At 72.8% G+C, this 21,221-nt stretch carries 20 protein-coding genes; 12 read left to right on the top strand and 8 right to left on the bottom strand.

Annotated elements, in window-relative coordinates; genetic code table 11:
• Positions 1 to 44: 44 nt before the first annotated feature.
• Together AB0N31_RS13980 and AB0N31_RS13975 are read left to right on the top strand one after the other, a co-directional pair.
• The gene (locus AB0N31_RS13980) at positions 45 to 1,040 is read left to right on the top strand and encodes an ATP-binding cassette domain-containing protein (RefSeq protein ID WP_366058596.1); all 996 of its coding nucleotides are present in this window, start codon (positions 45 to 47) and stop codon (positions 1,038 to 1,040) included.
• Positions 1,037 to 1,855 carry an ABC transporter permease gene (locus AB0N31_RS13975; protein WP_366058595.1) on the top strand — a complete coding sequence of 273 codons (819 nt, stop codon included), beginning with the start codon at positions 1,037 to 1,039 and terminating at the stop codon, positions 1,853 to 1,855. Before AB0N31_RS13980 ends, AB0N31_RS13975 begins: the two co-directional genes overlap by 4 nt.
• Here AB0N31_RS13975 and AB0N31_RS13970 read toward each other — a convergent pair.
• The gene (locus tag AB0N31_RS13970; RefSeq protein ID WP_366058594.1) at positions 1,836 to 4,964 is read right to left on the bottom strand and encodes a BTAD domain-containing putative transcriptional regulator; all 3,129 of its coding nucleotides are present in this window, start codon (positions 4,962 to 4,964) and stop codon (positions 1,836 to 1,838) included. The genes AB0N31_RS13975 and AB0N31_RS13970 overlap by 20 nt on opposite strands.
• Positions 4,965 to 5,186: 222 nt before the next feature.
• On the opposite strand from AB0N31_RS13970, the gene AB0N31_RS13965 reads away from it, so the two are divergent.
• The 4 genes from AB0N31_RS13965 (at position 5,187) to lepB (ending at position 8,868) form a co-directional block, all read left to right on the top strand.
• The gene (locus AB0N31_RS13965; protein ID WP_366058593.1) at positions 5,187 to 5,618 is read left to right on the top strand and encodes an NfeD family protein; all 432 of its coding nucleotides are present in this window, start codon (positions 5,187 to 5,189) and stop codon (positions 5,616 to 5,618) included.
• 3 nt (positions 5,619 to 5,621) lie between these two features.
• Positions 5,622 to 6,668, top strand: coding sequence for an SPFH domain-containing protein (locus AB0N31_RS13960; protein WP_366058592.1), 1,047 nt, complete (start codon positions 5,622 to 5,624; stop codon positions 6,666 to 6,668).
• 323 nt (positions 6,669 to 6,991) lie between these two features.
• Positions 6,992 to 8,017, top strand: a complete 1,026-nt coding sequence (locus AB0N31_RS13955) for an alcohol dehydrogenase (protein WP_366058591.1) — start codon at positions 6,992 to 6,994, stop codon at positions 8,015 to 8,017.
• A 95-nt stretch (positions 8,018 to 8,112) separates the two neighbouring features.
• On the top strand, positions 8,113 to 8,868 hold the full coding sequence (gene lepB, locus AB0N31_RS13950; protein ID WP_366058590.1) for a signal peptidase I: 756 nt from the start codon (positions 8,113 to 8,115) through the stop codon (positions 8,866 to 8,868).
• A 91-nt stretch (positions 8,869 to 8,959) separates the two neighbouring features.
• Here lepB and AB0N31_RS13945 read toward each other — a convergent pair whose 3' ends face one another.
• Positions 8,960 to 9,550: a TetR/AcrR family transcriptional regulator gene (locus AB0N31_RS13945; RefSeq protein WP_366058589.1), complete on the bottom strand. Its 591-nt coding sequence runs from the start codon at positions 9,548 to 9,550 to the stop codon at positions 8,960 to 8,962.
• A gap of 163 nt (positions 9,551 to 9,713) precedes the next feature.
• Here AB0N31_RS13945 and AB0N31_RS13940 point away from each other — a divergent pair, with 163 nt between their 5' ends.
• Positions 9,714 to 10,733, top strand: coding sequence for an aldo/keto reductase (locus AB0N31_RS13940; RefSeq protein WP_366058588.1), 1,020 nt, complete (start codon positions 9,714 to 9,716; stop codon positions 10,731 to 10,733).
• 112 nt (positions 10,734 to 10,845) lie between these two features.
• On the opposite strand, the gene AB0N31_RS13935 is transcribed toward AB0N31_RS13940, so the two are convergent.
• On the bottom strand, positions 10,846 to 11,262 hold the full coding sequence (locus AB0N31_RS13935; protein WP_366058587.1) for an SseB family protein: 417 nt from the start codon (positions 11,260 to 11,262) through the stop codon (positions 10,846 to 10,848).
• Between the two features lie 419 nt (positions 11,263 to 11,681).
• Here AB0N31_RS13935 and AB0N31_RS13930 point away from each other — a divergent pair, with 419 nt between their 5' ends.
• The 5 genes from AB0N31_RS13930 to AB0N31_RS13910 all read left to right on the top strand — a co-directional run bounded on the left by AB0N31_RS13930 (position 11,682) and on the right by AB0N31_RS13910 (position 17,290).
• Complete coding sequence (locus AB0N31_RS13930) at positions 11,682 to 12,299, top strand: TOPRIM nucleotidyl transferase/hydrolase domain-containing protein (protein WP_366058586.1); 618 nt, start codon at positions 11,682 to 11,684, stop codon at positions 12,297 to 12,299.
• 229 nt (positions 12,300 to 12,528) lie between these two features.
• Complete coding sequence (locus AB0N31_RS13925) at positions 12,529 to 13,251, top strand: VOC family protein (protein WP_366058585.1); 723 nt, start codon at positions 12,529 to 12,531, stop codon at positions 13,249 to 13,251.
• Between the two features lie 235 nt (positions 13,252 to 13,486).
• Positions 13,487 to 14,701 carry an MFS transporter gene (locus tag AB0N31_RS13920; protein WP_366058584.1) on the top strand — a complete coding sequence of 405 codons (1,215 nt, stop codon included), beginning with the start codon at positions 13,487 to 13,489 and terminating at the stop codon, positions 14,699 to 14,701.
• Between the two features lie 268 nt (positions 14,702 to 14,969).
• Positions 14,970 to 16,550, top strand: a complete 1,581-nt coding sequence (locus AB0N31_RS13915) for a sulfite oxidase (protein ID WP_366058693.1) — start codon at positions 14,970 to 14,972, stop codon at positions 16,548 to 16,550.
• 80 nt (positions 16,551 to 16,630) lie between these two features.
• The gene (locus AB0N31_RS13910; RefSeq protein ID WP_366058692.1) at positions 16,631 to 17,290 is read left to right on the top strand and encodes a fasciclin domain-containing protein; all 660 of its coding nucleotides are present in this window, start codon (positions 16,631 to 16,633) and stop codon (positions 17,288 to 17,290) included.
• Positions 17,291 to 17,438: 148 nt separating this feature from the next.
• Here AB0N31_RS13910 and AB0N31_RS13905 read toward each other — a convergent pair whose 3' ends face one another.
• The 5 genes from AB0N31_RS13905 to AB0N31_RS13885 all read right to left on the bottom strand — a co-directional run bounded on the left by AB0N31_RS13905 (position 17,439) and on the right by AB0N31_RS13885 (position 21,095).
• Positions 17,439 to 18,326 (bottom strand): SDR family oxidoreductase, encoded by an 888-nt coding sequence (locus AB0N31_RS13905; RefSeq protein ID WP_366058583.1) that lies wholly within the window; start codon positions 18,324 to 18,326, stop codon positions 17,439 to 17,441.
• Positions 18,327 to 18,843: 517 nt separating this feature from the next.
• Positions 18,844 to 19,605, bottom strand: coding sequence for a ZIP family zinc transporter (locus AB0N31_RS13900; RefSeq protein ID WP_366058582.1), 762 nt, complete (start codon positions 19,603 to 19,605; stop codon positions 18,844 to 18,846).
• A 196-nt stretch (positions 19,606 to 19,801) separates the two neighbouring features.
• Positions 19,802 to 20,314, bottom strand: a complete 513-nt coding sequence (gene msrA, locus AB0N31_RS13895) for a peptide-methionine (S)-S-oxide reductase MsrA (RefSeq protein WP_366058581.1) — start codon at positions 20,312 to 20,314, stop codon at positions 19,802 to 19,804.
• A 193-nt stretch (positions 20,315 to 20,507) separates the two neighbouring features.
• A complete protein-coding gene (locus AB0N31_RS13890) occupies positions 20,508 to 20,810 on the bottom strand; it encodes a muconolactone Delta-isomerase family protein (RefSeq protein ID WP_366058580.1) in 303 nt (100 codons plus the stop codon).
• A 105-nt stretch (positions 20,811 to 20,915) separates the two neighbouring features.
• Positions 20,916 to 21,095 (bottom strand): nuclear transport factor 2 family protein, encoded by a 180-nt coding sequence (locus AB0N31_RS13885; protein ID WP_366058579.1) that lies wholly within the window; start codon positions 21,093 to 21,095, stop codon positions 20,916 to 20,918.
• Positions 21,096 to 21,221: the final 126 nt, after the last annotated feature.

The raw sequence follows: 21,221 nt of genomic DNA, 5'->3' as shown, positions 1-21,221 counted from the left end.
GCGTTGAGAGCGAACTGAATCCGCCCCGCAACAAGCTGCGGGGCATGACAACGACACCGACCGCACTCGCCATCGCGGCGAAGGGGCTGCGCAAGGCCTACGGGGAGAAGGCGGTCCTCGACGGCATCGACCTGGCCGTCCCGCAGGGCACGGTCTTCGCTCTCCTCGGCCCCAACGGCGCCGGCAAGACGACCGCCGTCAAGATCCTCTCCACCCTCGTCACCGCCGACGCCGGCGACCTGCGCGTCGGCACCCACGACCTGGCCGCCGACCCGCAGGCGGTACGTGCCGAGATCGGCGTCACGGGGCAGTTCTCCGCCGTCGACGGCCTGATCACCGGCGAGGAGAACATGCTCCTCATGGCGGACCTGCACCACCTTCCCCGCGGCGAGGGCCGTCGCACCGCCGCCGAACTGCTGGAGCGCTTCGACCTCGCCGAGGTCGCCGGGAAGCCCGTCTCCACCTACTCCGGCGGCATGAGGCGCCGCCTGGACATCGCCATGACGCTGGTCGGCGACCCGCGCGTCATCTTCCTCGACGAGCCCACCACCGGCCTCGATCCCCGCAGCCGCCACACCATGTGGGGGATCATCCGCGAGCTGGTCTCCGGCGGCGTCACCGTCTTCCTCACCACCCAGTACCTGGAGGAGGCCGACGAACTCGCCGACCGCATCGCGGTGCTCCACGGCGGCAGGATCGTCGCGGAGGGGAGCGCCGACGAACTGAAGCGGCTCGTCCCCGGCGGCCACGTGCGGCTGCGGTTCACCGACCCGGTCGCGTACCGGTCCGCCGCCGTCGCCCTGGGCGGGGCCACCCTTCCCGGCCCACGGCTCCACCCGAGCGGGGCGACCTCCGACGACGAGGCGTTGTCCCTCCGGATTCCCAGCGACGGCAGCCAGCGCGAACTGCGCGCCGTCCTCGACCGGCTGGACGCCGCCGGCATCGAGGCCGACGAGCTGACCGTGCACACCCCCGACCTCGACGACGTGTTCTTCGCCCTGACCGGCGGCACCGACCAGCCCAAGGAGACCGTCCGATGAGTTCCCCCCTGGCTCCCGCCCGCCCCGCCCGGATCTCCCTCGCCGTCCGCGACTCCTCCACGATGCTGCGCCGCAACCTCCTGCACGCGCGCCGCTACCCGTCCCTCACCCTGAACCTGCTGCTCACGCCGATCATGCTGCTGCTGCTCTTCGTCTACATCTTCGGCGACGTGATGAGCGCGGGCATCGGGGGCGGCGGCGCCGACCGCTCCGACTACATCGCCTACATCGTCCCGGGCATCCTCATGATGACCATCGGCGGCACCGTCATCGGCGCCGCGGTGTCCGTCGCCACCGACATGAGCGAGGGCCTCATGGCCCGCTTCCGCACGATGGCGATCCACCGCGGCTCCGTGATCATCGGGCACGTCGTCGGCAGCGTGCTGCAGTCGCTCGCCAGCGTGGTCCTCGTCGGTGCCGTCGCGGTGGCCATCGGCTTCCGGTCCACGGACGCCACGGCCCTGGAGTGGCTGGCCGCGTTCGGACTGCTCGCGCTGTTCGCCACGGCGCTCACCTGGATCGCGGTCGGGATGGGCATGGCCGCCCCGAACGCCGAGGCGGCCGCCAACAGCGCGCAGCCCCTGATCCTCCTCCCGCTCATCTCGAGCGCCTTCATCCCGGCCGACACGATGCCGGGCTGGTTCCAGCCGATCGCCGAGTACCAGCCGTTCACACCCGCCATCGAGACGCTGCGCGGCCTGCTGCTCGGTACCGAGATCGGCGACAACGGGTGGATCGCGATCGCCTGGTGCCTGGGCCTGACCGTGCTCGGCCACCGCTGGTCGACGGCGTCGTTCAACCGCGACCCGAAATGAGCACGCGGGCTGCCTCCCGCAGCTCGTCCCGCTCCAGGGCGGCGTACTCCGACACCGCGTCGGCGTACGCCGCCCGGTCGGCGTTCTCGGCCGCCCGCCGGGCGCGGTCCCGCGACATCGTCGGCTGGAACTCGCGCGCCACCCGCAGCCGTTCGGCGAGCGCGATCATCCGCACGGCCGAGGGGTCGCCGGACGCGATCCCCGCCATGCCGAGAGCGTGCAGAACCGTCCCGTACAACAGCAGCTCCATGGGCGGGCCGACCGGGCCGCGGAGCCGGGCCCGCAACGTCTGCCGGAGCCGGTCGACCGGCCCCGCGACCAGCTCGGGACGTCCGGCGTGCGCGTGGGCCGTCACCGCCGCCGACTGGATCTGCAGCGCCGACGGGTCCAGCCAGGGGTCGTCGCCGCGCGTCGAGCCCGCCTCGAGCATCCGCGCCAGGGCGTCGCGCCACAGGCCGAGCCCGACCTCGGTCAGCCCGCGGGCGAGGGCGATCTCGGCACGCCCACCGAGGTCGGGCCGGTGGAAGGAGTCCTGCTGCGGGGCGCCGTGGCTCTCCGCCTGCCGCAGCCAGTCCTCGGCCTCGTCGGGGTCGCCGCGCTGCAGGCAGGCCAGGACGAGGCCGTTGCGGATGAAGAGGTAGTCGTTCCCGTCGCCGAGCCGCGGCACCACCTCGAGCGTCGCCCTGAGGTGCTCGTAGGCCTCCTCGCCCCGCCCCGTCCGCAGGCACAGCTCGCTCAACCGGGAATGTCCCATGAGCCGCATGGACGGACTGTCGACCGGAGCCAGCGCGGTGAGTGTCCGGCGGGCCGATGCGAGCGCGCGGTCGACGTCGTGCTCGTACTCCCAGACGTAGGTGGCGATGCACTCGGCGACGCCGGCGACCAGCGGCTGCTCGCTGTCGCAGAGGTCCCGCAGCACGGTGTAGTCGGGGGGCAGCATCCCGGGGACCGCGTCCAGCACCACCGCGATGGCGCGCGGCAGCGTGTCCGGCGGGGCGGCGGGCAGCCGGCGGAGGGTGACGAGCTGGCGCACGGCGGCCGGCCCGTGGCCCACGAACAGGGCCGCCGTGCCCAACACCGCGGCGGAGCGGGCGACTTCGACGAACTCGGGCTCGGGGCGGTAGTGCGACAGCGGCGGGCCGGTGTCCGCGGCGAGGGCGGCGAGGCGCGGGAAGTCGGAGTCGGTGGACCACAGCGCGGCGAGGACGGCGGTGAGCGCGGCGAGGGTGGGGCCGTCCGTACGTGCCAGGGCGTACCGCAGGGCCAGCACGAGGTTGTCCTGCTCGGCCCTGATCAGCTCCCCGGCGACCCGCGGTTCCGGGCCGAAGAACCAGTCGTGGTACGTGACCCCGAAGTCCCGCGCCCACGCGAGGAACCGGCCGACGGCCTCCTCCTCCCCGCCCGCCTCCGCGCACCGGGCCGCGCTGAACTCCCGTACGGTCTCCAGCATCCGGAACCGCACACCGGCCGGGGTGTCGGTGACGGTGAGCAGCGACTGGTCGGCCAACTGCTCCAGCAGCCACAGCGCGTCCTCGCCCAGGACCTGTTCGGCCGCGTCCCCCGAGAAGCCGCCGGGGAAGACGGACAGCGTACGCAGTGCCGCCCGGGCGTCCGGGGCGAGCAGGTTCCAGCTCCACTCCACGACCGCGTGCAGCGTGCGGTGGCGCTCCGGCACGTCCCGGATCCCGCCCCGCAGCAGCGCGAACCGGTCGCCGAGGCGGCGGGCGATCTCCGGCACCGCCAGCACCCGTACCCGTGCGGCGGCCAGCTCCACGGCGAGCGGCAGCCCGTCGAGGTGACGGCACAGCTCGGCCACCGCGTCCGGCGGCAGCTCCACGCCGGGCCGGGCGGCCCGCGCCCGCTGCGTGAACAGCTCGGCCGAGATGTCGGGACCCAGCTCCGGCAGCACGTACACCGCCTCCGAGGTGAGGCCCAGCGGGGCCCGGCTGGTGGCGAGCACCCGCAGGTCCTTCGACGACGCCACGAGGGCCCGTACGAGGTCGGCGACGCCCCGGACGACCTGCTCGCAGTTGTCCAGCACCACCAGAGCGGGCCCGGAGCCGAGCACGGCGAGGACGCCGGCCACCGGGTCGGCCGAGGCGTGGCCGCTCACGGTGCCGTGCCGCCCCTCGCCCGCGCCGAGCACCGAGGCCACCTCCGCCGCGACGTCCTCGTCCGCGGTGACACCGGCGAGCGGCACGCAGTACACCACGCGCTGCTCGGCCCGGCGGCCGACGGCGTGCGCGAGCCGGGTCTTGCCCAGGCCCCCGGGGCCGACGACGGTCACCGCGCGCGAGGCACGCAGCAGCCGCCGCACCGCCGCGACGTCCTCGTCCCGGCCCAGCAGCGGGTTCGGTTCGTGCGGCACGCCGTACCGGACCGCCGGTGCCTCCCCGTCCAGCAACTCCCGCTGCACCGCCTTGAGTCCGGGCCCCGGGTCCGTACCCAGCTCGTCGCGCAGCCGACGACGGTAGGTCTCGTACCGGGTCAGCGCGGCGGACGGTCCCGCCGTGGCCGCCTCGCCCCGCAGCAGCTCGGCGAGCACCTCCTCGTCGCGCGGACGCTCCGCGGCGGCCTCGGCCAGCGGCCCGGCCGCCTCCGCGTGCCGCCCCAGCCGGGCCAGCGCGAGGGCCCGCGCGCGGACGAGCGCGCCGCGGACGGGCCGGCGCGCGGTGCGCAGCGCGGCCACCGGGTCATCGGTGCCGCCCGCCCCGTCGGGGGTGCCGTCCCACAGCGCGAGCCCCGCCTCCGCCGCGGCCAGCGATCCCGCGTGGTCGCCGCCCCTGGCCCGCTCCGCGCTCGCGGCGGCGTGCAGCAGCAGGGCGGAACTGTCGACCCGGTCCGCGGCGAGGGCGAGCCGGTACCCGGTCGGCGTGCCGGCGATGACGTCGGCGCCCAGCTGTGCCCGCGCCCTGGACACCAGGACCTGAAGCGCCTTGCCCGGCCGCTCCGGCAGCCGGTCCGGCCACAGCCCCGCGACGAGCCGCTCGGTGCCGCAGCCGGCGCGCAGGTCGCCGGCGAGCAGCGCGAGGAGACCACGGAGCCGAGGCGCGGTGACCTCCTTCCCGAGATGGGCGACACGCGGCAGCAGGGTCAGGTCGGTGGTCACCCGTGCAGATTAGCCAAGCCCGCCGATCGCCCGCGGCAGAGCCGATTTTCCGGCGCCGGGATGGGTAGGGGACTCCCCACAAGAGAGCGTGAAGCAGCCGCCCGGTCAGCTGCGAGGTGTGTGAGCACTCCTCGCGCGTGCCTCTCCGGGGGACGGACAGGCCGTACCGGTGACCACGGGCGGTGTGCCCTTCACGCGCTCGCGTCCTCGGAAGGGGGCCCTGTGGAGCCGTGGCTGATCTGGGTGATCATCGCGGGATTCTTCGCCCTGGCGGAGATCTTCACGCTCACCGCCGCACTGGGCATGCTCGGCGGTGCCGCGTTGATCACGGCCGGAACCGCTGCCCTGGGGCTGCCCACGCCCCTCCAACTCCTCGTGTTCACCGTCGTCGCCACGCTCAGCGTGGTGTTCCTGCGCCCGGTCGCGCTGCGACACGTGCTGCAGCCCCAGACGGAACGGTTCGGCGTCGACGCACTGATCGGGAAGTCCGCCTACGTCACCTCCGAGGTGACCGGAGCCGGTGGCAGGGTCCGGATCGAGGGCGAGGAGTGGACGGCGCGCGCCTATGACGAGACGTTGGTGATTCCCCCTGGAACGGCCGTGGACGTCATGGAGATCAGCGGCTCCACCGCACTCGTCTACCCCCGGGAGTGAACCATGGAAGCTTCGGCGTTCCTCATCGCCGGCCTGATCGTCGCCCTGCTGGCGGTCCTCACCGTGGTGCGGGCGGTGCGCATCGTGCCCCAGGCGCGCGCCCGCAACGTCGAACGGCTCGGCCGTTACCACCGGACGCTGAAACCCGGCCTCAGCCTCGTGATCCCCTTCGTCGACCGCGTGTATCCGGTGATCGACCTGCGGGAACAGGTCGTCTCCTTCAAACCGCAGCCGGTGATCACCGAGGACAACCTAGTCGTCGAGATCGACACCGTGCTGTACTTCCAGGTCACCGATCCGCGCGCGGCCTTCTACGAGATCGCCAACTTCCTCCAGGCGGTGGAGCAGCTCACCGTCACCACCCTGCGCAACGTGGTGGGGTCCATGGACCTGGAGAAGACCCTCACCTCCCGCGACACCATCAACAGCCAGCTCCGCGGTGTGCTGGACGAGGCCACCGGCAAATGGGGTCTCAGGGTCAACCGGGTGGAGATCAAGGCCATCGATCCTCCCCAGTCCATCAAGGACGCCATGCAGAAGCAGATGCGGGCCGAGCGGGACAAGCGGGCCGCGATCCTCGGCGCCGAAGGGCAACGCCAGTCGCAGATCCTCACCGCCGAGGGCGACAAGCAGGCCGCCGTCCTGCGCGCGGAGGGCAACCGCACGGCCGCGATCCTCCAGGCCGAAGGGCAGTCCCGGGCCATCGACGAGGTGTTCCAGGCCGTGCACCGCAACGATCCCGACCCCAAGCTCCTCGCCTACCAGTACCTCCAGACGCTGCCCCACCTCGCGCAGGGGCCGGGCAACAACTTCTGGGTGATCCCCAGCGAGATCACCTCCGCGCTCAGCGACGTGTCACGGGCGTTCAGCGAGGTCCTGCCCCAGTCGCCGGCCACGCGCGAGAAGCGCTCGGACGGCGGGGCGGCCCAGGCGGCCAGCGACGCCGCGCAGGCCGCGGAGGCGGCTGCCGAGGCCCTCGCCGACGCGGCCAGGGCCGACGGCACCGCTCCCCGCGCCCTCCCCGACGACCTGAGCCCCGGAAACGGGTGATCGGCGTCCGGTCGCCGTCGCCGGGCGGCCGCACGGGTGGGCCGTTGCCGCGCCGGCTCCGCGGCGGTGGTTCCCGTCGCCGGGGCGGTCGTGCGGCGGGGCGGCAGCTGTTGCCGGGCCGGCTGTGCGGTGGTGGGATGGAGGTGCTCTCGCGCCGGATCGCGCGAGGGGACGACCGGTCGGGCCGAGAGCGCCGGCCCGACACCCCACCGGTGGCTCGAGGCCGGCGGCCTGCGCGGCAGGCCCCGCCGCCCCCCTCCCGCGTGCGGCCGACCGTCGCCGCCCCGTACGCCGAGCACCGTCTTCCGATCCCGGAGACTCACATGGACACCTATCGAGCCGCGCAGGTCGACACCGCGAACGGGCCGTTCTCGATCGTCGAGCGGGAGGTACCCCGCCCCGGCCCGGGTCACGTACGGCTGGCCGTGGAGGCCTGCGGAATCTGCCACAGCGACCACTTCTTCGTGAGCGGGGGCATGCCCGGCGTGCGGTTCCCGCTGGTTCCGGGGCACGAGGTCGCCGGGCGTGTCGAGGAACTCGGCGAAGGGGCCGGGAGCCACGGCTGGAACGTGGGGGACCGCGTGACGGTGGGCTGGTTCGGAGGCAGCTGCGGTCACTGCACCCCTTGCCGGCAGGGGGACTTCGTCGTCTGCGACACCCTCAAGGTTCCCGGCTGGGCGTACGACGGCGGCTTCGCCCAGACGATGATCGCTCCGGTCGACGCGCTGGCCCGGATCCCGGACGCCCTGACAGCCGTCGACGCGGGACCCATGGCCTGCGCCGGTGTGACGACCTACAACGGGCTGCGGCGCAGCTCGGCCCGGCCGGGCGACCTGGTGGCCGTCCTGGGCATCGGCGGTCTCGGTCACCTGGGGGTGCAGTACGCGGCGGCCATGGGCTTCGAGACCGTGGCCATCGCGCGGGGTGCCGGCAAGGCCGAGTTCGCCGAGCGGCTCGGCGCCCACCACTACGTCGACAGCACGGGAGCCGTCCCGGTCGCGGAAGCCCTGCAGTCACTGGGCGGCGCCAAGGTCGTCCTGGCCACCGCCGGCAACTCCGACGCCATCGCGGCGACGGTCGACGGCATGACACACCGAGGTGAGCTGGTGGTCATCGGAGCGACGCCCGAACCCCTGGGAATCAGCCCGTTCCAGCTGATCCTGCGCGGCAGGACGGTGCGCGGCCACCCGTCGGGCACGGCACAGGACGTGCAGGACACCATGGCGTTCAGCGCCCTGCACGGGATCCGGCCCGTGGCCGAGACCGTGCCGTTGAGCGAGGCCGACACCGCCTACCAGAAGATGCTGGCCGGGGCCGCACGCTTCCGCATGGTGCTCACCACGGCCTGACGGGCCGGGCCCACCGAGACCTGTGGAACTCCCGCTCGTTAGGTGGGGCATGGGCCCGCTCCGGTACACGGGGCGGGGGCGGCACGGAGCGAGGAGTGGGCGTGGGGGACGTGGCGGGCGAGGCCACCAGGACGGCGGGGTCCGAGGAGCGGGGGCGGGGCGGGGCCGCCCCCGGACCGAAGAAGCGGCGGTTCCCGTGGACGGAGCTGCCCCTCCTGGTCGGCATCGCGCTCGTGCTGGCTCTGTTGATCAAGACCTTCCTGGTGCAGGCGTTCCTCATCCCGTCGGGATCGATGCAGAACACGCTCCAGGAGGGCGACCGCGTCATGGTCGACAAGCTCACCCCGTGGTTCGGCTCCGAGCCGGAGCGCGGCGAGGTCGTCGTCTTCCACGACCCGGACGCATGGCTCAGGGGCAGGTCGACACCCGAACCGAACGCCGCGCAGACCTTCCTCGGCTGGATCGGCCTGATGCCGTCGGCGGGGGAGAAGGACCTGATCAAGCGGGTGATCGGGGTCGGCGGAGACACGGTCGAGTGCAGCGGGACCGGTCCGCTGAAGGTCAACGGCAAGGCGCTGGACGAGCCGTACGTGTACGCGGGCAACACGCCGTGCACCGACGACGGCGGAGGCGGTCGCTTCAAGGTCGTGGTTCCCCGCGGCCACCTCTGGGTCATGGGCGACCACCGCCAGGCGTCGAGCGACTCGCGCTACAACCAGGACGACAAGCACCACGGCATGGTTCCGGTCGGTGACGTCGTGGGGCGGGCCGTCGTGAAGGCCTGGCCGCTCGACCGCTGGGGCACGCTGCCCGTTCCCGACGCCTTCGACGAGGACGGGCCGAACCGCTAGCGTGCCCGTCTCGGGCGTCGGGCCGCGGGCCGCGGGCCTCGTGCCGGGGTCGACGGGCCGGTGCGCGCCCCGGTCGGCCCGGCGGCCGGGATCAGTCCGGTCGGCGTAGTCCCGCGATGAGGACCTCGACCAGTCGGCGGGCGTCGTAGCGGGGGTCGTTCTCCGCGCCGATGCAGAGGTTGCCGACGCCTCGCATCAGCGCGTAGGCCTCCAGGTCGGAGCGGATCTCCCCGGCGGCGGCCGCGGCCTCGAGCAGTTGGGCGCACACGGGCACGAGGCGGTCGAGGAAGTAGGCGTGCAGCGTCTCGAAGCCCGCGCCGTCGGACTGGAGCACGGCGGCGAGGCCGTGCTTGGTGACCAGGAAGTCGACGAAGAGGCCGATCCATCGCCCCAGGGCGACGTACGGGGCCGGGCTCGTCGCCAGCAGCGCCGGACCGGCCTCGGCGCAGGCTTCGACCTGGTGCCGGTAGACGGCGATGATGAGGTCCGCCCGCGTCGGGAAGTGGCGGTAGATCGTGCCCACCCCGACGCCGGCCCGGGCCGCGATGTCGCGGACCGGCGCGTCCACGCCCGAGGTGACGAAGGCGGCGGCGGCCGCGTCGAGAAGGCTCTCCTTGTTGCGCCGGGCGTCCTTCCGCTTGGGCTCCGCCGCCCGTTTCCCGCGCTCGTCGCTGTCGCCCACGTGCGACTCCTTCCCCTGCCCACCTTGCAAAACGGAACGTCGTTCCGTATCTTTTTTCCGGAACGGTGTTCCGTTTGCTCATGATGCCAGAGCACGGACCGGCCACCAAGCCACGCACCCGCACTCCCACCACGCTTCACCCGCCAACGGAGGAGACACGGTCATGCAGTACCGCACCCTGGGCCGAACCGGTGTACAGGTCAGCTCCCTCGCGCTCGGCGCGATGAACTTCGGCGCGCTCGGACGCACCACCCAGGACGAGGTCACCGCCATCGTCGACGCCGCCCTCGAGGCCGGCATCAACCTCATCGACACCGCCGACGTGTACAGCGGCGGCGAGTCGGAGGAGATGATCGGCAAGGCCGTCGCCGGCCGCCGCGACGACATCGTCCTGGCCACCAAGGCCGGCATGCCGATGGGTGACGAGCGCAACCACCGGGGCGGTTCCCGCCGTTGGCTGATCAGCGCGCTCGACGACAGCCTGCGCCGCCTCGGCGTCGACCACGTCGATCTCTACCAGATCCACCGATGGGACCCCGGCACCAGCGACGAGGAGACCCTGTCGGCCCTGACCGATCTCCAACGCGCGGGCAAGATCCGCCACTTCGGCTCCTCGACCTTCCCCGCCCACCGCATCGTGCAGGCGCAGTGGGCCGCCCGCGAACACCACCTCGGCCGTTACGTCACCGAACAGCCCAGCTACTCCGTCCTCCAGCGGGGGATCGAGACCCACGTGCTTCCCGTCACCGAGCAGTACGGGCTCGGCGTCCTCGTGTGGAGCCCGCTGGCCTCGGGCTGGCTGTCGGGCGCCGTCCGCGCGGGCCGCGACATCACCACCAGCCGCTCGACGTTCATGCCGCAGCGCTTCGACACCACCCTCCCCGCCAACCGGGCCAGGCTCGACGCCGTCGAGCAGCTGGCCGAGGTCGCCGACGAGGCCGGCCTGACCATGATCCAGCTCGCCCTCGGATTCGTGACCGCGCATCCCGCCGTGACCGGCGCGCTCATCGGTCCCCGCACGTTGGACCACCTGCACGCGCAGCTCGCCGCCGCCGACACCGTGCTCTCCGCCGACGTGCTCGACGCGATCGACGCCGTCGTGGCCCCCGGCACCGACCTGGCCGCACACGAGAAGCACGACACCCCGCCGGCGCTGCTCGACCCGTCCCTGCGGCGCCGCTGACCGCCCGGGGACGGTGTCCACGGCCCGCCTCGGCCGACCGGCCCAGGGCGATCATGCGATCGTGAGGGTCGGGCGGGATCACCCACCCGCCGGCGGGCGGGGGAGCGGCCGGTCACCTCCGGGGCGGCACGAGCAGGGTGTGGACGTCCTGGCCGGCGAAGATCAGGCCGTCGGGGTGGCCGAGGTCGATGGCGAGCGCCAACTCCTCGTCGGCGGGCCAGTTGGCCGCCAGCAGACCGAGCTGCACCTGATGCCCGATGTGCACCTCGGGCAGCGTGTGGAGCATGCGCTCCACGGAGGTGAAGACGGGAACCGTGTGCGGCTGCGGCGGGTCGTCGATCATCGGGAGGGTCAGCCTGCCGTCCTGCGGGGAATGACGGGCGACGAACTCGTCCGGCTCCGGAACCAGGATGTCGCAGGCGACGAGGGTGTCCAGCACCGTCCGGTCGTCGGGCGTGCGGTTGAGGTCGCGCAGCGCCTCCTGGGCGGCCGCCACGAGCAGTTCCTCGGGGATGCTGTCGTCGCGCATGGCTTCACCCCATCGTGGCCCCAGCCGGACCGCCCGGTGCGGGGTGCGCCGGACGGCGCGTGGCTTCACCTTCCCGGTACCCGAGGCAGGTCGGGCCATGCGGGCCACGGGGCGCGGACGCTCTCCCGTCCCTCCCACCCCCGGTACGGGCCGCAGGACGCCGGCCTGCGGCCCGGCATCCTCGACGACGCCGTGGACCACCCGGACGGCAGGGCCGCGCGTGCTCCGGGATCCGGCGCGCGGACGATCCGCCGCCACGGCGCCAACGCCCCCACGGACCCCGACGCGGCATCACCGCCGTCGACGTGTTCGCGCCGCCGGCACGAGCGCACGGACCACCCGCCTCCCCTCCCCGTCGAGAACGCGGACCGTCGAATTAATGCCGTGCCGGGACACCGACGGTGGTGCAGACTCGCTCCATGGCCGACATGGGGGCGTTCCGGGACGAGGTGAGTGCCTGGGCGGCCGGCGGTCCGGACGGGCCGGCGAGGGATCTGGCGGTGCGCCTGGGGGTACGGACCGCGGTGCTGCTCGAAGGGCCGAGCGACCTCGCCGCCGTCGAGGCGCTGGCCGCACGGCGCGGCCGGGACCTGGCCGTCGAAGGGGTGTGCGTCGTGTCCATGGGCGGGGCGATGAGCGTCGCCCGCTACGCCGACATCCTCGGCCCGCCCGGCCTCGACCTGCGCCTGGCCGGACTCTGCGACGAACGTGAACAGCCCTTCTACGACCGGGGCCTGGAGCGGGCGGGGGCGCCGCGCCGGGATTTCTTCGTGTGCGTGACGGACCTGGAGGACGAACTCGTCCGCGCGCTGGGGCCGGCGAAGGCCGAGGAGGTCGTCCGGGCCGAGGGCGACCTCCGCGCCTGGCAGACCTTCCTGCACCAGCCCGCCCAGCACGGCCGGCCCCGGCAGCAGCAGTTGCGGCGCTTCCTCGGCACGAAGAAAGGCCGCAAGATCCGCTACGGCAGCCTCCTGGTCGAGGCCCTCGCCCCCGACCGCGTACCGGCCCCGCTCGACGACCTCCTCAGGAGCCTGTGACCGACGGCCCCGTGACGCGACGGACGGGGACGGCTGCCGGCACGACGGTGATCGGGCTCCGTCACAATCGATCTCCGTCACAAAGGAGTTGACCGGACGACGCCGCCTGGGCAGGGTCGGCAGCGTCCCGCCACGACCTGATGACAGCAGCCTTCCCGCCGTCCCACCGCCCTGGCCCCGGCCGAGCGGGCCGTGGGACAGCGAGCCGACAGACCGGAGAACCCGAGCAATGACCTCTCACCTGCACGCGCTCACCTTCGACGCGAACGACCCGACCCGTCTCGCCCGCTTCTGGGGCGACTTCCTGGGCTGGGAGAGGACCGACGACTCCCCTGACGGCATCCAGCTCCTGCCCGGCGACGACACGGGGTTCCGGATGCGGTTCCTGCCGACCCGGGAGCGGAAGACGAGCCCGAACCAGATGCACTTCGACCTGACGAGCACCTCCCTCGACGACCAGCGGCAGACCGTGGCGAAGGCGGTCGGACTCGGCGCCCGGCACATCGACGTCGGCCAACGCCCGGAGGAGGGGCACGTGGTGCTCGCCGACCCCGAAGGCAACGAGTTCTGCGTCGTCGAGCCGGGCAACGACTTCCTCGCGGACTGCGGATTCATCGGGGCGCTCGCCTGCGACGGTTCGCAGGACGTCGGGTACTTCTGGAGCCGGGCGCTGGACTGGCCGCTGGTCTGGGACCAGGACGAGGAGACCGCGATCCGCTCCCCGCACGGCGGTCCCAAGGTCACGTGGGGCGGCCCGCCGCTGATGACGAAGACCGGGAAGAACCGGCTCCACTTCGACATCGCACCGCCCGCCGACGGCGACCAGCGGGCGGAGGCCGACCGACTCGTCTCCCTCGGGGCGAAGCGCATCGACATCGGCCAGGGCCGGACCGATCGGGTGGTGATGGCCGACCCGGACGGCCACGAGTTCTGCGTGCTGCCCCCTCGATGACCAGGACGCACGGAAGGCGTCAGCCGTGGTCGTTCTCCGAACAGGCCGGCACGGTGGGGGCATCCGCACCCGGGACGAGACGGCCCCGCCGCCCGTGACGTCGCGGCACCGGCGGATGATCGTCTTCCTCGGTCCGCCACCGGCGTGTACGTTCGAACGGACTCGGCGCAGGGCGATCTTCGCCCTGCCGCATCCGCCACACCCACCACATCCGCGCGAAAAGAACACCTCATCCATGGACCTGGCCACGCGCCGCCGCAGAACGGCGCTGTTTCTCCTGTTCCTCGTACCCGGTCTGTCGATCTCCTCCTGGGTGACGCGGACGCCCGACATCAGGGACCTGCTCGGCGCGTCGACCACGCAGATGGGGATCATCCTGTTCGGGCTCTCCGTCGGCTCCATGATCGGCATCCTCGGTTCCGGAGCGCTGGTGGCCAGGTTCGGCACCCGGCCCGTGATGGGCGCGGGGACGCTGCTGGTCATCCTCAGCATGGCGGTCGTCGGCGCCGGGGCGATGCTCACCTCCGCTCCCGTCGTCACCGCCGGTCTGTTCCTCTTCGGCGCCGGCATGGGCGGGGGAGAGGTCGCGGTCAACGTCGACGGTGCCGAAGTCGAACGGCTGGCGGGGCGCACGGTGCTGCCCACGCTCCACGGCTTCTTCAGCCTGGGCACCGTCGTGGGAGCCGCGTGCGGCATCCTGTGCACCGCGGTCGCCGTTCCGGTGCAGTGGCACCTGGCCGTCGTCGTCGCCGTCACGGCCGGCATGTTCGTCCACGCCCTCCGCGCCGTCCCCGGCGGGGTGGGAAAGACCCGGGACCAGGACCGGCGGTCCGACAACGATGCCTCGTCGGCCCGGGCGCAGGTCCGGAAGGACCGGCGGCTGCTCCTGATCGGCGGTGTCATCCTGGCCATGGCTCTGGCCGAGGGGGCCGCGAACGACTGGCTGCCCCTCCTCATGGTCGACGGTCACGGCGTGGACCCCGCCCTGGGGTCCGCCGTCTACACGGGGTTCGCCGCCGCCATGACGATCGGCCGCTTCGGCGGCGGCTTCCTCATCGACCGTGTCGGCCGCGCGCCGGTCGTGCGGGCCAGCGCCGTCTCGGCGACTCTCGGGATCGCCGTCGTCGCCTTCGCCGACTCCGCCCTCCTGGCGGGCGCCGCCGTGCTGCTCTGGGGCATGGGAGCCTCGCTCGGCTTCCCCGTCGCGCTCTCGGCGGCCGGTGACTCCGGCCCGGACGCGGCGGCCCGGGTCAGCCTCGTCGCCATGATCGGTTACGTCGCGTTCCTCGTCGGCCCGCCCGGCCTCGGTTTCCTCGGTGACCACTACGGCCTGCGCACCGCCATGATCGTCGTCCTCGTCTTCACCGCCGTGGCCATCGCCCTCGCCCCTGCCGTCGCCACCCGCTCCACCGCCACCCCACGCACCCCCGACCCCGCGGCACACCCCTGACGTCGACGCCCTTCGCGGGCGGTCCTCCGGCACGCGGTGCCGGGCGGCGGCCCGCCGCCCCAGGGGGATCCGCGCACACGTGAGGAAGACCGGTGCCCGGCGCGACGGCGTCGTGCACGCGATACTTTCATCCGTTGCCCGAACAGCCGCGGATTGGTCCGAAAAAGAAATTCCCTAGATCGGATGAGCGACCAATCCGCGTGGCCGTCGGGGCCGGATTCCCCACGTGACGGACGACGAGAAGAAACGGCGGAAACCCCGCTCGCCGATGCGGACGGCGCTCGGTGCGCTCAGCGGCGTACTGGCGGGCGGCACGGCGCTGGCCGTGGCCGAGCTGGTCTCGGCGTGGGTGCGTCCGCAGGCCGGTCCGGTCATCGCCGTGGGCGGCGCCGCGATCGACCGTACGCCCGCCGCGGTGAAGGACTGGGCGATCCGCAATTTCGGCACCGACGACAAATTGGTGCTCCAGCTCGGAATTCTCGCGCTGTTGGCCTTCTGCGCGACGGCGCTGGGCGCTCTCGCCCTGCGATATCGGCTTTTCGGTGCCGGCGGAGTCCTTCTCTTCGGGGTGGCCGGAGCGGCCGCCGCACTCAGCCGCCCCGACTCCGACGGTTTCACCGACGCGCTGCCCTCCGCGGTGGGCGCGGTCGTCGGAGCGGCGCTGCTGTACCTCCTCGCCGGCCGATTGCGACCACGCGATGCCGCGCCGGACCTGCCGGACGGGACTTCCCCGGAGCGCGACGCCTCCGAGGGCCCGGGCTGGGACCGCCGCAGCTTCGTGATCGCCGCCTCCGCCGCGGCCGTCGCCTCGGCCGGAGCGGGCGCCCTCGGCCGTGCCCTGAACGGATCGAGCGGCCGCGACGCGGTCGCCTCCCGCGAGGACCTCGTCCTGCCGTCCCCCGGATCGGCCGCTCCACCGCTTCCCCGCGGCACCCGGTTGAGGATCCCGGGGATCACCCCCTTCGTCACCCCGAACAAGGACTTCTACCGGGTGGACACCGCACTGGTGGTGCCCAAGGTGGACGCCACGTCCTGGCGGCTGCGCATCCACGGCAAGGGAGTCACCAGGCCGGTCACCCTCACCTTCGACGACCTGCTGCGGCGGGAGCTGATCGAGCGCGACATCACGCTCACCTGCGTGTCCAACGAGGTCGGCGGCCCGTACGCCGGCAACGCCCGCTGGACCGGCGTACGTCTCGCCGACCTCCTCGCCGAGTGCGGTGTCCTGCCTCCCTCGGAGGGCGGACCCGCCGACCAGCTGGTGGCGCGTTCCGTCGACGGCATGACCCTCGGAACGCCGGTGGAGGACGTGATGGACGGCAGGGACGCCCTCCTCGCCGTCGGGATGAACGGCGAGCCGCTGCCCTTCGCCCACGGCTTCCCGGTCCGCATGGTGGTGCCCGGCCTGTACGGCTACGTCTCCGCCTGCAAGTGGATCGAGGACATCGAACTGACCACGTTCGACGCCTACGACACCTACTGGGTCAAACGGAAGTGGGCCCGCCGAGCACCGGTCAAGACCCAGTCCCGGATCGACACCCCGAAACCGTTCGCCCGCCCCCGGGCCGGCACCGTCATGGTCGCCGGGGTCGCCTGGGCACAGCACCGCGGCATCGACAAGGTCGAGGTGCGCGTCGACGACGGGCCCTGGCAGGAGGCGCGCCTGGCTGCCGAGGGCTCGCGCGACACCTGGCGCCAGTGGTCCTTCCCCTGGCAGGCCACCAGGGGCGGCCACACCCTCACGGTGCGCGCCACCGACCGTACCGGTGCGGTGCAGGCCGACACCCGCACCCGCACCATCCCCGACGGCGCCAGCGGCCGGCACTCCGTGGTGGTCACCGTCGAGTGACCCCCGCATGACCACACAAGCCACCTTTCCCCCTATTGAACGCAGCGTTCGCTGCATCCGTCCCTCAGGAGAGAACCATGATGAACACCCGTGTCCGTCGTATCGCCATGACCGTCGCCGCCGCCGCCGTACTGCCCCTGGCCCTGACCGCCTGCTCCGACGACGGCGGTGACTCCGTCTCCTCGGACTCCTCCAGCAAGGCGGCGGCCCCGGCGACGGCGTCCGACGACGGCATGGACGGTTCGACGAACACCTCCGCCATGGACGAGCCGTTCGGGCCGGCCTGTGCCTCGGTGCCGAAGGACGGCGTCGGCTCGTTCGACGGCATGGCCAAGGACCCGGTGGCCACCGCCGCGTCCAACAACCCCGCCCTGTCCACCCTGGTGACGGCGGTGAAGAAGGCCGGTCTCGTCGACACCCTCAACAACGCCCAGAACATCACCGTGTTCGCCCCGACCGACGACGCCTTCGCCAAGATCCCGAAGGCCGACCTGGACAAGGTCCTCAACGACAAGGCCACGCTGACGAAGATCCTCACCTACCACGTCGTCGGTCAGAAGCTGGCCCCGGCGGACCTGGAGAACGGCTCCTTCGACACCCTGGAGAAGTCGAAGCTGACCACCTCCGGCTCGGACGAGTCGTACACGGTCGACGACTCCGCCAAGGTGGTCTGCGGCAACGTCAAGACCGCCAACGCCAACGTGTACATCATCGACACCGTCCTGATGTCCAGCAGCTGACGGCGGGCCGGGGCCGCGGGCCGGGGACGACGGTCCGCGGCCCCGGCGCGCACCGGGCCGCTCGACGACGCGGACAGGGGTGGCCGGGGCAGGGTCCCCGGCCACCCCGCCGCTCGTCCCGCCGGTCCACCGACCCGCCGACCCGCGGTCAGGCAGAGGGTTTCGGCGTCGGGGAGTCGGCCCGGCCGCCCGCTCCCAGAAGGCCCGTGGCCTCGAAGGGATGCGCGGCGGCCAGCCGGGGCAGCTCCCTGCGGGAGAGCATGGTGACCACCGGCGGCATGGCCGCCCGGACGAGTTGCGCGGCCCGCAGCCAGGACGGCACGTAGACGGTGGGACGGCGCCGCTCGACCGCGCGGACCAGCCGTTCCGCCACGAAGGGCGCGGGATACACCTTGCGGGCCGGCGGGGGCATGTGGCCGCGCAGTTCCCGCAGCACCGCGTGCGCGTCGACGTCGCGGATCATGTCGGTGTCGGTCCAGTTGATGTAGGCGATACCCACCCCCACCCGCCGGTGGGCGACTTCGGCGCGCAGGGAGTGGCAGAACGACTCGACACCCGCCTTGGAAGCGCAGTAGGCGCTCATCATCGGCGCGGCTCCGATGGAGGCGAGCGACGCCACCTGGAGGAAGTAGCCGCAGGTGTCGAACAGCGCCGGCAGATGGGCACGGGCGGTGACGGCACTTCCGACCAGGTTCACTTCGACCACCCGGCGCCAGACCGCGGGGTCCGACTCTGCGAAGGGCCCTCCCTCCGCCAGGCCGGCATTCGCGACCACCACGGACGGCGCTCCCAGACGCTCCCTCACCTCGGCGGCCACCTCTGCCATACGGTCGTCGTCGGTGACGTCCACCTCCCAGCACAGCGACCCGGTCGGCAGCCGTTCCCGGACCCTGGCCAGCGTGTCCTCCTCGCGGCCCAGCAGCGCCACCCGGACGCCCCGGTCGGCCAGCCGCACGGCGATCGCCTCCCCCAGCCCCCGTGCCGCTCCCGTCACCACCGCCGTACGGCCACGCAGCGGGCTCACGTTCCTCGTCACGCGGCGACCCCCTCGGTGCGGCGCGGGGCCGACGGCGAACCGCCGTCCGGGCCCGCCGGCACCGTCGGGTCCGCACGGCCACGGGGCCGGCGGCCACCGCCCGCTGCCCCACTCCGGCGGCCCGCCGTCGTCCTCGTGGTCGCCCCGGTCGGTCGCGGCTTGCCCATGTGAGAGTCCCTTCCGATCCAGCAGGAAGCGCCGTTGACGGCCCGGTCCCAGCCTGACCGCCCGGCCGGTCGACCGCACCCGCACAGCCGGCTCGCACGCCCCGCCGCCTCTCGATCCAGCCGTACGGCTCAGCGGACACGCCCCCGGACGTACGGGCCCCGGCTCGGGGCCGGAGGCCGTCGACCGCCTGGTCGACTGACCGGTCGGGGCACGGTCCGCCCGCACAGGACTCCGCCGCCTCTCCCTCTGCGAAACCCACCCGACTCCCTCTGCGAAACCCATCCGACGGGGCGAACGGTCCGCCGGGTGCGTGTGACGCCCGACGGGGCCGGGCGGTCGTTCGCGGCGGTCAGGCGTGGGAGAGGGCGAAGGAGACGAGGAAGCCGCTCACGGTGATCAGCCCGATGGCCAGGTGGGCGTCCTCGAAGGCCTCGGGAATCATCGTGTCGGCGATCATCGCGAGGATCGCTCCGGCGGCCACCGCGGTCACGGCGGCGATCACCGTCGCGGAGAAGTGGCCGACCACCGTGTAGCCGAGGACGGACGAGACGGTGCTCGCGGCCGCGATCGCGCCCCACACCCCGAAGACGTAGGCCTTGCCGCGCCCGGCCTTCTTCATGCCCGCCGAACTGGACAGCCCTTCGGGGACGTTGCTGATGAAGACCGCGGCAACGGTCACCAGACTGACCGATCCGCCGTCGAGCAGGCCCACACCGATGACCGCGGACTCCGGGATGCCGTCGAGCAGCGCGCCGAGGGCGAGCGCCAGGCCCGAACCGCTCTGCTGAGCCTCCGTGGGCTGGGCGTGCGCCTGCCGGTGACCGGAGCGTTTGCGGTGCCGGGCACCCCGGCCGGCCAACCACACGTTGCCCGCGGTGTAGGCGGCGGCGCCCGCCAGGGTGCCGGCCACGGCAGGGGCGAGCCCCGCCTCGTCGTACGCCTCCGAGACCAGTTCGAAACTGACGGCCGACAGCAGTACTCCCGCGCCGAAGGCCATGACCGTGGCGATCACCTTCTGCGGTACCCGCAGGCCGAACCCCGTCACCGCCCCGAGCAGCAACGCCGAACCCGCCACCAGACCCCACAGACCCGCCAGTGCCACTTCCGTCATGAACCCCGGGTACCCGGCGCGGGCGTCAGCGTTCCTCGAGTGCGCGGTGGTGTGACCGGAAGCACGGGTGCGGCCTTCGGCGGCCGTCTCTCCGCAGCCGGTCGGCGCTCCCGTGGTGACACGGTCCGGCCCGCGGACCCGCGAGGCCGCCCCGCCTCATCGGGCGGGGCGGCCTCGGCCACCTGACGGAGCGGGTTCAGACCGCGTCGCGCCTGGGCAGGCGCCAGTTCGGGCGGGGGAAGTGGCAGGTGTAGCCCTCCGGGTAGCGTTCCAGGTAGTCCTGGTGCTCGGGTTCGGCTTCCCAGAACTCGTCGGCCGGGACCACCTCGGTCACGACCGGGCCCGGCCACAGGCCCGACATGTCGACGTCGGCGATCGTGTCCTCGGCGATGCGCCGCTGTTCGTCGTCCAGGTAGAAGACGGCCGAACGGTAGCTGGCGCCGATGTCGTTGCCCTGCCGGTTCTTCGTGGTCGGGTCGTGGATCTGGAAGAAGTACTCGAGGATGGTGCGGTAGTCGGTGGCGGCGGGATCGAAGACGATCTCGATCGACTCGGCGTGGCTGCCGTGGTCACGATAGGTCGGATGCGGCGTGCCGCCGCCGCTGTAGCCGACCCGCGTGCTGAGCACGCCGGGGAGCTTGCGGATCAGCTCCTGCATGCCCCAGAAGCAACCGCCGGCCAGCCACGCCTTCTGCTGGTCGTCACTCATCACGGGATCTCCCTTCCTTCGTTCGTGAGCGAGGTGCTCACGTGCGGTCGGACCGGTAACCCGTACGTCGACGAACTTCGGCGGAGCGGGCAGTCAGCCAATGGTCTCATCTTCAATCGTCACCAGTCAAGCAAGTGACGGTGCGGATGGCGTTCCCCGCGTTCCCCGCGTCCCTCGTGTTTCCCGAGCCGGGTCAGGCTGACGCATCGGCGCGGCCCGGGTCGCTCGGGTGCGACTGCAGCGCGGTGATCGTCGCCGTCATCCAGGGCCACAGGGGCAGTGTGCCGAGCACGTCACGCCGAAGCGCCGCCTCGTCGTCGGCCCGCCACAGGCCGATGCTGCGCAGTTCGCCCACCGGGCGCCAGAGGCGTACCAGGTGCCCGTCGGCCGCCAGCTCCCCGGCGCGTGCGGCCTCCGCGGCGCGAACCCGGTCCACTTCGGCGGGGTCGGTGCCGTCCGGAACGGTCGTGGTCAGTTCGACGAGGAACTCGTGCATCTCTTTCTCCCTTTCGACGAAGGCGCCCGGAGCGCCGGTGATCGGACTCGCATCGGATCCGGGGCGGTGCCGGCACCCGCTCCGGACGCTCGCCCCGCTGGTCGGTCAGCCCTCGGTGGCGAACCGGGAGACGTGGTACTGGCGGATCCTCCAGTCCGTGTCGTCCCGCCGCAGGACGAGCGACATGTGCACCTTCGCCTCCCATCCCGCGGGATCGCTGAAGGTGACGTCGGCGAAGCCGCCGGCGACCTGTTCGCCGATGGAGAAGGTGTGGAGGACCGTCACCTCCGCGCGCCGGTCGTCCGCGACCGCTTCTTAGTACGCGCGGACGGCCTCCCGACCCGTGACGACCTCGGGGCCGAAGCCCTGGAAGAACGCGTCGGCGGTGAACAACTCCGCCATGGCGTCGGG

The organism is Streptomyces sp. NPDC051051 (genome assembly GCF_040682975.1).
Lineage (GTDB): Bacteria > Actinomycetota > Actinomycetes > Streptomycetales > Streptomycetaceae > Streptomyces.
Note: the sequence above shows the minus strand (reverse complement) of the source record. Positions and strands in the feature narration are given on the sequence as shown.